Raw genomic sequence first — 15,571 nt, 5'->3', positions numbered from 1 at the left:
AGCCCCCAATAGTGTGTGCCAGAGATGTTTGCAAAGAACAAACAGCGTCCCTATCATACCTTTTTTTGCCATTAGAGGCCAGTCACCACAGATGAGGGCATCATGACGCCAGCCCAGCTCGGCAGATGGCGGATCGGCCGCCGGGTGCAACTGACCCTGTTCAGTGGTCTGTCGGCATTGTTGTTGGTGGTTACCATCGTGTTGACCACGCAAGTCTTTTTGCAACTTGACGATTACCTGACCACCCAAAAAGACGACCTGATCCGTTCCATTTCGCGGCTGGAGGTTGAGCAACTCAAACTACATGAATCGCTTTATCGATATCAGCCGGACCTGCCTGAAAGTGCCGTTGACGTGGAAAAGCAGATTGCTGCACTGACGCAACAGGCAGACCTGATCACCTCTAACCCCGAATACCTGGACCTGCTTGGAGACGCCGCTGCGACACCGCTTGGACGGATCAACGATACCATTCAAACGGTAGAGGCGCAGCTTGCCGAATCCTCCGGACAATCTGTGGAGAGGCAGATCGCGTTGGAACGCCTGACCGCGAATCTTGGCACGCCCATTGCAGAACTGCTCGACATTGCTGTCACAGCAGATCGGCTTGCGACGCTGGCTGAACGCCGTACGCTGGAAAACCGTCTTTTGCAGGTCAGCTTGTTGAGCGTGGCATTGCTCCTTGCCTTGATGTCTCTGACCTTGTTGCTGTGGCAGCTTTACCGGCTGTATCGTCATCGCGCCCTGGAAAACCAGACAACCTTGAAGCGGCTTGAGACCATCCTGAACACCTCGCAGGATGCGGTGATGGTGGTGTGCCCGGATGGTCGCATCATAGATACCAATCGTGCGGCAGAAGCCTTGTTTTTTGACGGGGACAGCCCGTCTCCCTCGACCCGCATCGATCAGGTCCTCTTGCGCAAAGATCCCAATGGTGTGGTCAATCGGGTCAGCGCCGAGATGTTGCAGAAGTCCTGCGAAACCGGCCCGAACCTCTGTGCCAATGTCATCGCGCAAACTGCCAAAGGCACACGGTTGCCGGTTGAACTGTCCAATGACCGGGCCAAGCGAGGCGGTCAGACTGTCGTGATCTGCTTTATTCGCAACATTGCCCGACGTCTGGCGGATCAGGCCGAAGTGCTGGCCGCACGCGACACCGCGCTGTCGGGCGAGAAAGCTAAGGCGCGGTTTCTGGGTATGATCAGCCACGAAATGCGCACGCCGCTGAACGGCCTTCTGGGGACGTTGGACCTGTTGCAGGACACCAAACTCAGCAAAGAACAAGCCAAGCTGACCAAGATCATGCAAAGTTCGGGACAGGCCCTTCTAACCCAGATCAACGATGCCTTGGATATCACCCAGGCCCAGCAAGGTGCGCTCAGCCTGAATGACGAAGTGTTTGACCTCGACAAGCTGGTCAAGAAACTGCTGCGCGAACAGGGCCTCAGCGGCAATTTGCGGGGCAACACATTGCATCACGCCCCACCCCCGACCGACCCATTGGGCGTTGTCCGGGGAGACCCTAATCGCGTGCATCAGGTGTTGTTGAACCTGATCAGCAATGCCATCAAGTTTACCGAGAATGGTCAGATCACGATCGAAGCCTGCCGCTGTGTTCCCAATGATCCGGACCTGGTGGAGTTTCAGATCACCGATACCGGGATCGGCATAGACAAGGCTGATCACGCCCGTATCTTCGATGATTTCGTCCGATTGGAAAGCGGCGCGCAGGCCATCGAAGGATCGGGCCTTGGTTTGGGTATTGTTCGCCATCTGGTCGAGTTGATGGGGGGCGATCTGGGGCTAGAAAGCGAACCGGGCCTGGGCAGTGTTTTCTGGGTGCGCCTGCCTCTGCCCCCGGCCAGTGAATCCACCCGCCCCGAGCCCCGGCAAGCCACCCTGCCCGATGTGCCGATGGACATCCTGATTGTCGAAGACAACCCGATCAATCGCACCGTTCTGGAAGAAATGCTGCGCCAGGACGGTCACCGTGTCTGGCAGGCCACAAACGGGGCCGAGGGCGTGGAACTGGCCACAGAACAGCGGTTTGATCTGATCCTGATGGATATATCGATGCCCGTGATGGACGGGAGCGAAGCCGCCCGACGCATCCGTCAGGGCAATGGCATCTCGGCCAACTCGCGGATTTTGGCGCTCAGCGCCCATCCGACGCCAACCTTGGCCACCAGCCCGGGCATTGATGGTGTCCTTATGAAACCGCTGCGTCGTGCCGAGTTGCGTGCCGCTTTGGCTGGCGTCCCGCTCAACAAGGTTGATCCTGGCGCGCATCCCATGATTGATCCCCAACGCCTGAAAGAACTGCGCACCAGCCTCAGCGATGACAAGATCAGCGATCTTCTGGATGGGTTTGAAGCCGAAGGGGACGCCTTGTTTTCGAGATTGCCAGCCCTGACCCCAGACGATCCTGCCCCGTTGATCACCGACCTCCATCAGTTCGCGGGGCTTGCCGCGACGGTAGGCGCGATGCGGCTTCAACAGGCCTTGGGCTCAGCTGAAACTGCTCTCCACTCGGGCGAACACGACTCCATCACCTCGTCGCTCAGCATTCTGCCTTCAATCTGGGCAGAGACGCAGGCCCATCTTTCCAGGCGACGTAAGGCTGCCTGATCACGAACGCGCTTTACATTCGATATTTTAGAATGTTTCCTTTGAAGGCTTAGGTATGGCCCCGCCTTACAGGAAAACGCGATGAAGAAATCTCGACTTAGCCTGAAATGGCTTGAAGTGTTTCAACTGGCGGCGCGCAGCGGATCGGTGCAGGACGCCGCGCAAGAGGCAACCCTGTCGATCAGTACCGTGTCGCATCACCTGCGCCAGCTTGAGACCGCGCTGGGGGTCAGCCTGTTTGATCACGGACGGCGCCCCATGCGCCTGACGCCTTCAGGGGCGATGTTTCTGCGCCATGTCGACGAAGCGATGCAGATCCTGCGCCGCGCTGAGATCGAGGCGCAAAGCGGGCGGATGGCGGACACGAGGGCCTTGTCCCTTGCAGTGGTTGAGGACTTTGACAGTGAAATCGCCCCGGAACTGGCCCGGCTGCTCAGCGCCGCCATGCCCAACTGTACCTTCCGCCATCTCACACGCCCCAGCCATGAAACCCTGCAGATGTTGCGTGATCAGGATGTGGACATCGGCATCGCCGCGCGTCCCCAGTTCGATCAGGACGATCTGATCGAATATCCGGTGCTGCGCGATCCTTTCGTTGTCGCAGTGCCTGCTATGGCTGACACGGATGCGGCCGCCTATCTTGAGGGGCACAGCCCCCTGCCCCTGCTGCGTTACAGCCGTGACCAGATCATAGGCCGTCAGATCGAGGCGCAGCTGCGCCGCCTGCGCCGTGATTTACCCAACCGATTTGAGTTTGAAAGCAACCAGACGATCATGTCGATGGTCGCCGAAGGGGCTGGCTGGACGATCACCACACCCACCAACTATATTCGTGCCACGCGGTTTCAGCGACAGGTCAGTTTGCTGCCCTTCCCCGAGAAGGGATTTGCGCGGTACCTGTCGGTGTTTACAACTGGCCTGCATCCTTCGGCGGCTGCCGAAGTGGTGGCCAACACTTTACGCCAGCTGGTTCAGGCCCGCGCGATTGATCCGGCCGTGGCGCGTATTCCCTGGCTGTCCGAAGTCTTTACTTTGCAAAATGACCGGGTTGAGTGAACGTCTTAATCTGACCCGGCTCAGCTCGCAATCGTGAAGATGTCGCGGATTGCGGCCTCTTGGGTGGCATTCAGATAATCTGGATGATGCTCGGCCAGAACGGCACGCGCTTTTTCGTTGGCCACTGTCCAGGCATCGCGGGCACCCCCATCCGCCCAGGTCTTCGGGTTCTCGCGATCCGCCAATTTCGGATAGACGTAATCTCGCTCCATGGCCGAAAACGTATGCTGCCCGCCCAGGAAATGCCCTTCTCCCAGAACAGCCTCGCAAATCGCGTCAAAGCCAAGGTTTTCCTCTGATACTTCAACACCGCGCAGCGCGCGGTAGGTCATCGCATGCATTTGATCATCAAGGATAAACGCCTCGAAACTGGCCCCCAGCAACGAGGCGGTCATGCCGGAACTTTCATAGATCAGATTGCCCCCCGCCAAACCGGCGGCCAGCGAGGTCATGCCCTTTTCCACACCATATTGCGCATCAATCGCCTTGGCGTCTGTCATGCTGGCCGCCACGCCCGAGGGCAGGCCCAGCCAGTTGGACATCTGCGCCGAAGCCGCGTTCAGCAGAACGGTTTCCCCACCGCCACCGGCAAAGGCGCCGGTGCGCAGATCAATCACAAGGGGCCAATTGGAAAACACCATCGGATGGCCCGGTTTGATGGCATTGACCATGACCAGAGATGCCAGCGTTTCAGCCAGGGACTGCGCGAGAAAACCTGCCATGGTGGCAGGGGCCGTCGCCCCGGCTTGAGCCGCAGTTATGCATGAGACCGGAATATTGTGCTTGAGGCACTCAAACGTCACGTCCACCGCATCCTCACCATAGCGCATCGGCGAAATCACCGGGCTGATATGTGCCTTTACAAAGGGGCGCTTGGCAAACCTCCCCTCGCCCCCGGCAACGATATCAAACATCTGGACAATGGGATCGACATGTTCGGCCAGTGTAAAGGCGGTCGCAACCGGTTTGGTGGTGTTCTTCATCAACGCAAAGGCCGTGTTCACATCCAGATCAAACGGATCTTCCATATCCGTGGCAATGCAACACCGGGTGAACCAGCTGACGTTCGTTAGTGTGTCCTGCAACCGGGTGAAATCGTGCAGGTCCTGCAGCGTCGAACTGCGGTAGAGGCCGCTGTCGAGATCAAGGGTTTGCACCGCTGCACCCCCGGTCCCGAAATGCACGGTCTTGCCGCCGACTTCGATCGAGCGATCAGGGTCACGACCATGAAAGGTGAAGGATTTCGGTGCCTTGGCGATCATATCTTCGACCAGTGCTTTCGGGAATCCATACCGTCCGTTGCCAAGATTACGCGCACCTGCGGCCAGCAGGACCTGCGCCAATCTGTCGGGCACCTCGCCCATTCCCAATTCGTCCAGAAGCCGTAGGGCTGTGGCGTAGATGGATTGACAATCTGCCTCGCTCAGGGGGCGGTATTGCCCGCCTACCTGCCCTGGGGGCGCCGGGTTGATCACGGGCGGGGCCGCGCGTTTGGCCAGTCGATCCTTGCGCCCGGACCGGCGGGATTTGCGAGGGGTGTCCATGCTCATCAATGGGGTCTCCGGTCAAAAGCCTTTGTTGCAGGATCATGCGCTCTTCCCCCCTGTGCGGCGCAAGTCGAAAACAGCGCGCACAAGTATTTCAGATACCATATTCGACTATCTCGAAACTAACGCAATCTGATTGACCCAAAGCCCTCTCACGCAGTCAGTGAGTCAAACCCCATTGGAGAGTCCTGATGAAAACCCAAACTCGTTGCGTTGTGATCGGCGGCGGCATTGCTGGTTGCTCAACCCTTTATCATCTCACACAGGAAGGATGGACCGATGTTGTTCTGGTTGAACGCAATGAACTGACCAGCGGCACCACGTGGCATTCGGCCGCGCAAGTGACAAACTTCGGAATGAACCAGACAATGGTGGGTCTGAAAACTCATTCCATCAAGCTTTACAAGGAATTGGCCGACGATCCCGAATACCCGATCAACTATCATCATGGGGATGGCGGCATCCGTCTGGCCAATACCGAGGCACAGATGGAAGGCTATCGCCACTTTGCCTCGATGGCACGTGGCATGGATGTGCATTTCGAGGTGATCGACGCCGAGGAATGTGCCCGCCGTCATCCGTTGATCAGCACCGACAACCTTGTTGGCGGCCTCTGGGATCCGTTGGATGGCGATATCGACCCCGCACAGTTGTGTCAGGCGCTGGCACGCCGGGCCCGCAAGGCCGGAGCCGAGGTATATCGCAATACGCCTGTTACCGGGCTGACCCAACACGCCGATGACACCTGGACTGTCCATACGGATAAGGGAGATATCGACTGCAAGGTGGTGGTAAATGCCTGCGGATACCGCGTGAACGAAGTTGGCGCGATGATGGGCGTGCACCATCCGGTCATGTCGATGGAACACCAGTATTTCCTGACCGAAGAAATCCCGGCCATCAAGGAGGCTGGGCATCGGATGCCGTTGCTGCGCTGCCCAATCAGCGACTATTACTGCCGTCAGGAAAAGAACGGCCTTCTGGTGGGGTTTTACGAACAGGATTGCAAGACGTGGGGCATGGACGGAATTGATCCGAATTTCGTCAACGCTCTCTGCCCCGATGACCTCGACCGCGTGACGGATGTTCTGGAGGGTGCATTTGCGCGGATGCCCGCACTGATGGAAACCGGCATCCATACTGTGGTCAACGGCCCGATCACCTATACGATTGATGGTGCCCCCCTAGTGGGGCCTATCCCGGGCAAAAGAAATGCATTCTGTATTATAGGTTTACGCGCCGGTCTTGGCGAAGGTGGCGGGCATGGCTGGCTGCTGGCGCAACAGATCGTGCAGGGCGAGGCCTGCTATGATACCTGGCCGCTGGACCCGCGCCGCTTCACCACTCACGGCAATGTTGAACTGTGCGCACTGAAGGCAATCGAGGATTACCAGAACGAGTTTCGCTTTCACTTCCCGCATGAGCATCGCCCTGCTGGGCGCCCCGGTAAAACCACACCTCTGACCCCGGTGTTGGAGGCGGCAGGTGCGGAATTCACGCTTGTGAATGGTTGGGAGCGCGCCGAATTCTTCAAACCGACTCCTGATTTTCATGAAGACTATTCGTTCAAATTCAACAACGTGTTTGACATTGTTAAAGCCGAGGTCAGCGCCGTGCAAAGCGGCGTGGGACTGGCCGAAGTCAACGGGTTTAACCGGTTCGAACTGACCGGCAGTGGCGTGCATGATTTCCTGGACCGGATGTTCTGTGGCTCTGCGCCGCGAAAGTCTGGACGGATCGGGTTGGGATACCTGCTCAATCAGCATGGAATGCTGAAAAGCGAGGCCACCGTGGCCAACCTGCCCGCTTCGGATCGTGGGCCTGATCGGGTTTGGTACGGATCGGCCGCTGCTGCGGAATGGCACGATATGGACTGGTTGAAGATGCACCTGCGCCCGGATGAGGATGTGCAGATTCGCAGCCTGACCAATGATCAGACGATACTTGTTCTGGCTGGCCCTAAGGCGCGCGAAGTATTGCAATCCGTCAGCCGCGCGGATTGGTCTGCCGCAGCTTTCCCGTGGCTTTCAGCGCGGGAGTGCTTTATCGGAATTGCCCCCGCAACCGTCTTTTCCGTCAGCTTTTCCGGTGAGTTAGCCTATGAAATTCATGTTCCCAATGCGCATCTTTATAGTGCTTACCTTGCCTTGCGGAAGGCCGGTGAATCCCATGATCTGACGCATTTCGGAGCCCGCGCGGTCGAGTCGATGCGAATGGAAAAGGGGTTCCTGCACTGGAAGGCAGATATCCTGACCGAGTTTGATCCCTTCGAGACCGGACTGGCCAGATTCGTAAGGCTCGATAAGCCAGACTTCGTCGGTAAGGCGGCCCTGACAAAACGCCACGCGGCTGGTCCAACGAAGCGCCTCGTCACATTGGAGGTTCAGGGCAATGTGGCCCCGGCCCATGGTGGCGCGTCGGTCATGCTGGAGGGTCAGGTTGTCGGCACCGTAACCTCGGGCGACTATGGGCACAGGGCTGGCAAGAACCTCGCCTATGCCTTCTTGGATCCCGGCCTCGCCAGCAATGGCACAGCGTTGGAAATCGACATCATTGGAACCATGACCCCGGCACTGGTCATTCCTCCCTCACCTTACGATCCTGATATGTCTTTGCCACGGAGTTAATGGCATCAAAAAAGAACCAATTTTGACAAGATGCGGATTTATTGGTTCTTTTCTGACAGAAGTGGTATAGTCAGAAAGACCTTACCGCCGATTGAGAATCCGATGAACACTCAGGCCAGCAAGCCACAGACCGCAACACCGCAGCCGATTGGTGCGACCGCCCAGATCGTGATCGACACGCTTTTTGCGCGCATCAAGGCCGAAGAATATCCCGTCGATACCCGCCTGCCCTCGGAACGCACGCTGGCGGCGGAACTGGGTGTGGCCCGCAACACCGTGCGCGAGGCGCTGGATGTGCTTGAGTCGCAATCGGTGATCCGCCGTCGCGCGGGCAGTGGCAGCTTTGTCACTTATCGCTCATCCAGCCCAGCACCGGGTGCCGATCCGACATTGGCCGAAGATACCAGCCCGCTGGATCACTTGGTGGTACGCGGCATCCTGGAACCTGAAATGGTGCGCCTGGCGGTGGTTAACATGACGCCGCGGATGCTGAATGCATTGGCCGAAACCCTGTCCAAGATCGAGGCCATTCAGACCGACGTGGATGCGTTCATTGCATTGGAAGAGACGTTGTTCACACAGATCGCCGAGGGCACAGGCAACCCGCTTTTGGCGTCATGCTATCGCTTGACGATCGAAACCTATCGCCAGAGTTTCCGTACCAAACTGCGCCGTCGCGCATTGACACCTAAACGCATACAGGATCACCAGAAACGCTATAACACTCTGTTCAATGCGATCTCGTCACGTGATGTGGCCTCGGCCGTGGAATTCATCAAACTCCATCTGATTGAAGAACAAAGCCTGCTGTTGCAGGACGATCAGACACTCACCTGACGCGCGCCCAAGGCTGGGGGTGCCTCGTGCCGCGCCACCCGCTGATCCCACATCTGACCCAGGTTTTGCATCTCGGATCTCAACAGTTCGCTGTGGTTCGACAGCCAGTTGGGCACTGATCCGAAACTCACAATCCGCGCCTTGCCATCCTGTATCGTGACAACGGGCCAATCGCCGATCAACGCGTTGTCGATGCCAAAGATATCGCTGCCCCACCATTCGGCCGGACCAAAGGCATGGGTCACGTGGCCCAGTTCTTTCATCGCCGCCAAAACCGAACCTGTGTTGACTGATCCGGCCTTTTCAACGGCGGCATGCCAGATGTCGAGGATCGCGGCATATTCCCAGCTTACCGCACTCCAGCTTCCCGGATAGTCTGCGGTGTAGGCCTCGTAAAACTCGTTCGGGCGGTTGAAGAAAAATGCCTTCTCGCGCAGGGCCGGATCGTCAAAATCCGGGAATTGAAAGGTGATGCCTTCCATGAACTCCGTCGAGGTGCGGGCCGTCAGCGCTTCGTATTGATCCAGGGTGCAGGACAGAATCTGCCCCTTGAAGCCAGCCTTGTAGGCATATTCGGTCATCGCATGCACCATCGGCGTATAGCTGGTGCACCAGCACAGTACGTCGGGGTCCTGATCCAGCATTGGCTGCACGATCTGCGCCGGACCGCGCCCCATCGCCGGATACTGCACCTCTTTCACCACCTGCCACTCCGCGGCCTTGAACGCCGCACGGTAGGTCGCCAGCGACGGCAGGCCCATCCCATCCTGCTGACTGCACATGGCCACGGTTTTCAATGCCGGTTTGTTACGCGCCAACCAGTCGACGCCCGTGACCACATAGACCGGATGTACCTCGGAGGGTGCGATCAGGTAGCGCGTGTCAGGCGAGAGGTCCGAGGGCAACAGTGTGGAGGTCAGCACTCTCTTCTCGGTCAGGAAATCTGCAACGGCGGCGAAGGCATCTCCGCCCAGCATCATCATTAGCCTGATATCGTGCGCCTGAACCAGTTGCTTGGCACCTTCGCGCGCCATTGCCGGATCATCGCCGCAATCAAACGCATGAATGCGAATCGGATAGCGCCGCCCGCCAATCAAAATCCCGCCTGCCTGGTTCAACCAGCTTTCCCAGATCCGGCATCCATGCAGCCCCGGCAACCCCCAGGATTCCGCCTGCCCCGACAGCGGAGCGAGAAAGCCGATATTCACCGTATTGGTCATACCAACCGATAAACGCGGTAAGGCACCGCTGATCGCCAGGCGATGGGCAAAGCTTGAGGCGTCGATCTTGGTCCCTCCCGAAGATAGCAATTGACAGATTGGTTCAAATTTTGGCTTACTGAAATGAACCAATAAGACCAGTATCCAAATTTGGTCCACACCAATCAAGGGAGAATTACAAGATGTCCAAAAAACGTATCGCCGTGATCGGAGCAGGCCCGTCAGGCCTCGCCCAATTGCGCGCCTTCCAGTCTGCCAAGAAGAACGGCGAGGATATCCCCGAAATCGTCTGCTATGAAAAGCAATCGGATTGGGGTGGCTTGTGGAATTACACCTGGCGCACCGGTGTGGATGAAGATGGCGAGCCGTGCCACTGTTCAATGTATCGCTACCTGTGGTCCAACGGGCCAAAGGAAGGTCTGGAATTCGCCGACTACACGTTTGATGAACATTTCGGCAAGGAAATCGCCAGTTTCCCGCCCCGTGCCGTCTTGTTCGACTATATCAAAGGCCGTGTGGAAAAGGCCGGAGTACGCGATTGGATCAAGTTCAATCATGTGGTCCGCGATGTGCGCTTTGACGAGGGCACCGGCATGTTCACGGTCACGGCCAGGGATTCCAAAAATGATGCTGAAGAAGTGGGTGAGTTCGATCATGTAATCGTCGCCTCGGGCCACTTTTCAACGCCCAATGTGCCCTATTACCCGGGTTTTGAGAGCTTCAATGGCCGCATCTTGCATGCGCATGATTTCCGCGATGCACGCGAGTTTATCGACAAGGACATTCTGATTCTCGGCACCTCCTATTCGGCTGAGGACATTGGCAGCCAATGTTGGAAATATGGCTGCAAATCGGTCACCGTAGCGCACCGCACTGCACCCATGGGCTATAAATGGCCCGATAACTGGCAGGAGGTGCCCGCGCTGGTCAAGGTCGAAGGACGCACCGCTCATTTCAAGGACGGCACCAGCAAGGATGTCGATGCGATCATCCTGTGCACCGGCTATCGTCATCACTTCAACTTCCTGCCCGATGATCTCCGCCTGAAAACCGCCAACCGTCTGGCGGCTGCTGATCTCTACAAGGGGGTGGTTTGGACCAAGAACCCCAAAATGATGTATCTGGGCATGCAAGACCAATGGTATACGTTCAACATGTTTGATGCGCAGGCCTGGTGGGTGCGTGATCACATCATGGGTAAGATCGCCCTGCCCTCGCAGGCCGAGATGGAGGCCGATCCAGTCCGCCGCGAGGCCGAGGAAGACGCGATTGAGGATGATTATGGCGCCATCGCCTATCAGGGTGAATATGTGCTCGAACTGATCAGCGAAACGGATTATCCCAGCTTTGATGTCGAGGCCTCAAATCAGGCCTTCTACGAATGGAAGAAACACAAGAAGCAAGACATCATGGCCTTCCGCAACAACGGCTACACATCGCCGATGACCAAGAAGAAGGCGCCGCCGCACCACACCCCGTGGAAAGACGCGCTGGATGACAGCCTGGAAAGCTATCTGCAGACCTGATGCAGCAGCGGAGCGCACCCATATCAGAGTGCGCTCCGCTTTCTTCTTGCCAAAATATCCCCGCCGGAGGCATCTACCCTAAGGATTTGCGCCTTGCTCAGCCGATGATCACGCCGCGTTCAGCTTGCGCAGTTCCGCCTTACCACCCAGAGGCCGCCAGCTCCCGCTCTCATAGCGGCTGCTGATCCGTCCTTCCCCGTCCATCGTGAACAAGGCCAGCCAGCCGTTGTCAAACAACGCGCGGACCTGGGGATGGGTCTCAAGGATCGTGCTGATGGCTTCGGCTGGCGCTTCCACTACCACCGATAGGCGCAGCGGCTCATGGCGCAGGGTGTCGCCATCATGGACCGACTGCCACGGAAGACCGGCCCGCAACAGCCCGCCATTGCCTTCCACCACACCGATCCCGCCGGTCACGTTATGAAGCAGTTTGTTGCCTGCTCCAAAAGCCTCCGGCGCCAGGGCCGAACCTTTATATTGCAGTGAAATCCAGCTGGCCACGACCACAGGGGCCGTCAGAATCAACTCAAGTACGCCAAAGCCCTCATCCGCCTGCCAGTCGTAATCATGCAGGAATGCGCGGCCACCCAGATCCTGTCCGGCGCTACGCGACCGTGGCGCTGCAATGAACGCCGCACAGCCGGCCAGCCCCCATTCGGGGCGCAACTCGGACCAATCCACACCGCGCAGTGGCATATCCTCGGGCGTCTCGGCCCGGGGGAGCACCATGGCGCGTTCCATGCGCGCGGCGGTGGCAGCCTTGCTCAGTGCTGTCTTTAGCCGCGCGATCACTTGATCATGCGAGGCGTCGGGTTGGTCATCGTAAAGGCGCACCTCGTCCGATACGGTGTCATGCAGCCCTGCGATGAAATGGGTTGCATCGGGAATGTCGATGCCATGATCGCGCAATCCGATCCGCACCTCGGTGTCGTTCAGCAGCCCGGTCAGCAGACGGGCATTCACATCCCCCGCATGACCACCACAGGCCCCACATTGCAGCGCACTGGCATGAGGCGCGTTGGCCACGGTCGAACCGTGACCGGCGATCAGCACCAGACCGGCGAAGTTGTCGGTCAGCGACATAGCGCGCAGGATGGTGTTGGCTGCCCCGATCTTGTCTTCCAGCGGAAGGTCCAGACGCGGGGCCGGTTCGGCCTTTTCCTCGCGCAGGCTGGGCATGGCGTCGCGGATCAGCTTGCCGACGTACAGCGGCGCTGCGGCCTCAACAAAGGCGAAGGCCGACACGGCGGCCATTTTGAAGCGGCCCCAGGCGCGATGCGCGCGACGTTCCACCCGGCGGGCGAAATCGGCATTCGCAGCGCTATGGACGCGTGTCGAAACACCGGGGTTCAAAAGGATAGGCGCACGCGCCTCAACCATGTCCGAGGCTTCGGCCATATGTTCAACCGCCAAGCCAAAGAACCCGGCAAACCCGATGGTCTCTACGCCCTGATCTGCATTTTCCAGCGCCCGGCGCAGGATCTCCGAGCGCACGTCGATGCAGAAAGCGGCCTGAATGGCCGGTGTGTCGGCTTTGACCTCCACCTCGACCTGACCGTCTTCAAACCGTTCGGCCAGCGCGCGTTCAGCAGCGCGATCTGCGGCTTCCTGCAGTGCGGCATCCAGTCGGTCTTCGTGGCTGGGCTCCAGCGGTGCGGCAAACGCCTCACAGGTCTCAGCCCATTTCGCGCCAATCTCGTCCTCATAGCGCCGGTGCAGCAGCAGGTCCCAGATCAGGCGGATGGTCAGCAATTCAAACGTCGCCTCGTTGCGCCCGCCATCCCGTTCGGCAATCCAGCCCATGTGCCGGGCATATTGCGCCCATCCGCCCATGCTCATCAGAAGGCGGTGGAAATAGAACTCCGCGGCTTCCCCTGTCAGGTTCAGTTCGCCACAGGCGGCGGCAAACCCGGCGCGCGGGTCGTCTGGCAAGGCGGCGACGTCGCTGGCAAATCCGCTCAGGCCGGCGATGCCCGGTGTCAGATCGCGGCTCGCAAAGGCACGCCAAGAGGCATACAGCCCTTTATCGGGCGCTGGCCAGAACGCTTGTCCCTGATCAAAATGGGCAGCGGCCCATGCGCCGATCCGTTCGGTCACGAATTCCGACCATTCAACGCCCGTGGCGGCTTCGGCCAGTTCGGACATGTCAGGCAAAGCCTTGGGCTGTGGTGTCGGCGCGCTGAGGGCGCGGCGCAGAGCATCCCCGCTCAGACCCGGCTCGGTGGCGGCGGCGACCTCCAGATCAGCCTCGGTCAGCCGCCCCTCATCCCACATGGCGATCAGGTCGGTGCGGTCGCGGAACATCCGCAGACCGGCGACCCGGCCCAGGCGGGCGGCGGTCACCGCGCAAGGTTCTTGCGACTGGCCCAAAAAAGGGTTCACCGCAACTGTGGCCGACAGGGGGAAGGCCGGTGGGATATGGGCGATGGCAGCATCGGCGCGCCCAAAGAGCTCAAGCGAGAGGCCCGAGAAGACGAGTGTTGGCATGGCCATGTCAGTTATCCTTTCACGTTGGTGTTGGTATTGCGCCAGTGGCCGGTCATCCGGTCGGTCAACGCGTTGAGGTAAAGGCCGTTCATCAGGTGAACCCGCATGCCTGCCATCGCCGGGTGCCCTGCCCAGAGGGGAAACGTGGCCTGTGCCACGGCCGCCAGTCCGAAACTGGACACTGCGAGCGCGATCACCATCCAGATCAGCCCATCAGGGCTGGGCGGCGGCGGCAAAGTGCCCGCCGACAGCCCGGTCGCCCCGGTTTGCAGGCCGAAGTAACCGACCGTCGCCGCCCCCGACATCAGCGCCACGCGCCATGTCAGCGGCCACGGGGCCATGTCGGCCAGGCCTTGAGCGATCAGGTAAGCAACACCAAAGATCAGGATTGCCCCCAGCGCCACGGTCTGTGCGGGCTTATCAAGGATACCAAAGGCCATCCCGACCCCGGCATAGATCACCAGAGCCAGTCCAAAGGCCTTGGCCACTGCGCGCAGATCAGGCACAGCCACCGGGCCGGGACGGCGGATCGACGACACTTGCTCGACTGCGCCCCCAGCTGCGAGGAAGGCATGTGCCTTGTAAAGCGAGTGCGCCACGATATGCAGCAGGGCTAGTGGGAACAGGGCCAGACCGCATTGCAGCACCATGAAGCCCATCTGGGCGCAGGTGGACCAGGCCAGCGCGGTTTTCACCGCTGGCTGCGTCAGTGCCACGGCCGCACCGATCAACGCGCTGAACCCACCGATCAGGGCCAGAGTGGCCAACACGCCGGGCGAGGCCAGCAAGACATCGGCAAAGCGGATCAACAGGAAGCCACCGGCGTTTACCACGCCAGCATGCAGCAGGGCCGAAACCGGCGTGGGGGCTTCCATCACCTCGGTCAGCCAGCCATGGGTCGGGATCAGAGCGGATTTGAAGATCGCCGCAATGGCCAGCAGAATGCCGGCCAGCCAGAGCATCGGTGGAAGATCTCCGGCGCGTGCAGCGGCATTGATTTCGCCGATATCGGCGGTGCCGAAACCCCAGATCAGCAGGCCCGCCGCGCCCAGAAGTGCCGAGCTGCCGATAATGCCGGAAACGGCTTTCTTTTTGGCGGCGCGACGTGCACGCGGCCGATTTGGGTAAAACAGTAGCAGACGATGCAGGCCCACGCCTACAGCGACCCAGGCAAGAACCAGCTGTACGAGGTTGCCCGCCGTGACCAGAAGCAAAACACACCCCAGCGTCGTCGCCATACCGGCCATGAACGGCCCCTGCCGTGCTTCACCGTCCAGTGCGGTACGCGAGAAACGCAGCACAACCCAGCCGACGAAGGACACGGTCAGCATCATCGCGAGTGAGACGATATCGACCCTGACCGACAAGCCCAGCCCATTCACGCCCAGAACCGGGCTGGTTGCGGGACCGGTGAAGGCAAACCCGATGGCCGAGATCAGCCCCAGAGCGACAGCCCCAAGGGCTGCATACTCCGGCCAGCGCAGCCGCGCATCCGCGCGCGGCACCGGACGCAGGGTCAAGTGCAAGGCCACAAGAAACAGCCCGAACGGGGCCAAGAGGGGAAGAAGGGTCATGAGCACGTCTCCTTGAGTCGGTTTCACAAAGAGGTAGCGCCGATACTAATTCAATAAAAATACATTGAT

General features: G+C 59.3%; 9 protein-coding genes. 5 read left to right on the top strand and 4 right to left on the bottom strand.

Annotated elements, in window-relative coordinates:
* Window positions 1-102 precede the first annotated feature (102 nt).
* Window positions 103-2,628 (top strand): hybrid sensor histidine kinase/response regulator, encoded by a 2,526-nt coding sequence (locus V6N02_RS03745; protein ID WP_371224146.1) that lies wholly within the window; start codon window positions 103-105, stop codon window positions 2,626-2,628.
* Window positions 2,629-2,709: 81 nt separating this feature from the next.
* The gene (locus tag V6N02_RS03740) at window positions 2,710-3,684 is read left to right on the top strand and encodes a LysR family transcriptional regulator (RefSeq protein ID WP_371224145.1); all 975 of its coding nucleotides are present in this window, start codon (window positions 2,710-2,712) and stop codon (window positions 3,682-3,684) included.
* Window positions 3,685-3,704: 20 nt separating this feature from the next.
* Here the strand turns inward: V6N02_RS03740 and V6N02_RS03735 are convergent, their stop codons facing one another.
* The gene (locus V6N02_RS03735; protein ID WP_371224144.1) at window positions 3,705-5,234 is read right to left on the bottom strand and encodes a trimethylamine methyltransferase family protein; all 1,530 of its coding nucleotides are present in this window, start codon (window positions 5,232-5,234) and stop codon (window positions 3,705-3,707) included.
* 188 nt (window positions 5,235-5,422) lie between these two features.
* Here V6N02_RS03735 and V6N02_RS03730 point away from each other — a divergent pair, with 188 nt between their 5' ends.
* Together V6N02_RS03730 and V6N02_RS03725 are read left to right on the top strand one after the other, a co-directional pair.
* Window positions 5,423-7,858, top strand: coding sequence for a GcvT family protein (locus V6N02_RS03730; RefSeq protein ID WP_371224143.1), 2,436 nt, complete (start codon window positions 5,423-5,425; stop codon window positions 7,856-7,858).
* A 102-nt stretch (window positions 7,859-7,960) separates the two neighbouring features.
* Window positions 7,961-8,695 (top strand): FadR/GntR family transcriptional regulator, encoded by a 735-nt coding sequence (locus V6N02_RS03725; RefSeq protein WP_371224142.1) that lies wholly within the window; start codon window positions 7,961-7,963, stop codon window positions 8,693-8,695.
* Here V6N02_RS03725 and V6N02_RS03720 read toward each other — a convergent pair.
* Entirely contained in the window at window positions 8,680-9,981 is a 1,302-nt protein-coding gene (locus tag V6N02_RS03720) for an ABC transporter substrate-binding protein (RefSeq protein ID WP_371224563.1), read from the bottom strand. The two genes, V6N02_RS03725 and V6N02_RS03720, sit on opposite strands and share 16 nt — an antisense overlap.
* Window positions 9,982-10,097: 116 nt before the next feature.
* On the opposite strand from V6N02_RS03720, the gene V6N02_RS03715 reads away from it, so the two are divergent.
* Complete coding sequence (locus tag V6N02_RS03715; RefSeq protein WP_371224141.1) at window positions 10,098-11,441, top strand: NAD(P)-binding domain-containing protein; 1,344 nt, start codon at window positions 10,098-10,100, stop codon at window positions 11,439-11,441.
* A 108-nt stretch (window positions 11,442-11,549) separates the two neighbouring features.
* Here the strand turns inward: V6N02_RS03715 and V6N02_RS03710 are convergent, their stop codons facing one another.
* Window positions 11,550-13,934: a YbcC family protein gene (locus V6N02_RS03710; RefSeq protein WP_371224140.1), complete on the bottom strand. Its 2,385-nt coding sequence runs from the start codon at window positions 13,932-13,934 to the stop codon at window positions 11,550-11,552.
* A 5-nt stretch (window positions 13,935-13,939) separates the two neighbouring features.
* Window positions 13,940-15,502 carry a proton-conducting transporter transmembrane domain-containing protein gene (locus V6N02_RS03705; RefSeq protein ID WP_371224139.1) on the bottom strand — a complete coding sequence of 521 codons (1,563 nt, stop codon included), beginning with the start codon at window positions 15,500-15,502 and terminating at the stop codon, window positions 13,940-13,942.
* Window positions 15,503-15,571: the final 69 nt, after the last annotated feature.

The sequence above is a fragment of the Roseovarius conchicola genome, from assembly GCF_041403425.1.
GTDB lineage: Bacteria > Pseudomonadota > Alphaproteobacteria > Rhodobacterales > Rhodobacteraceae > Roseovarius > Roseovarius conchicola.
This window is presented reverse-complemented; position numbering and strand designations above follow the sequence as displayed.

Bases quoted from the DNA above. Each gene is read 5' to 3' on its own strand.
- V6N02_RS03745 (WP_371224146.1), top strand. From the start codon at position 103: ATGACGCCAGCCCAGCTCGGCAGATGGCGGATCGGCCGCCGGGTGCAA.
- V6N02_RS03740 (WP_371224145.1), top strand. From the start codon at position 2,710: ATGAAGAAATCTCGACTTAGCCTGAAATGGCTTGAAGTGTTTCAACTG.
- V6N02_RS03735 (WP_371224144.1), bottom strand. From the start codon at position 5,234: ATGAGCATGGACACCCCTCGCAAATCCCGCCGGTCCGGGCGCAAGGAT.
- V6N02_RS03730 (WP_371224143.1), top strand. From the start codon at position 5,423: ATGAAAACCCAAACTCGTTGCGTTGTGATCGGCGGCGGCATTGCTGGT.
- V6N02_RS03725 (WP_371224142.1), top strand. From the start codon at position 7,961: ATGAACACTCAGGCCAGCAAGCCACAGACCGCAACACCGCAGCCGATT.
- V6N02_RS03715 (WP_371224141.1), top strand. From the start codon at position 10,098: ATGTCCAAAAAACGTATCGCCGTGATCGGAGCAGGCCCGTCAGGCCTC.
- V6N02_RS03710 (WP_371224140.1), bottom strand. From the start codon at position 13,934: ATGGCCATGCCAACACTCGTCTTCTCGGGCCTCTCGCTTGAGCTCTTT.
- V6N02_RS03705 (WP_371224139.1), bottom strand. From the start codon at position 15,502: ATGACCCTTCTTCCCCTCTTGGCCCCGTTCGGGCTGTTTCTTGTGGCC.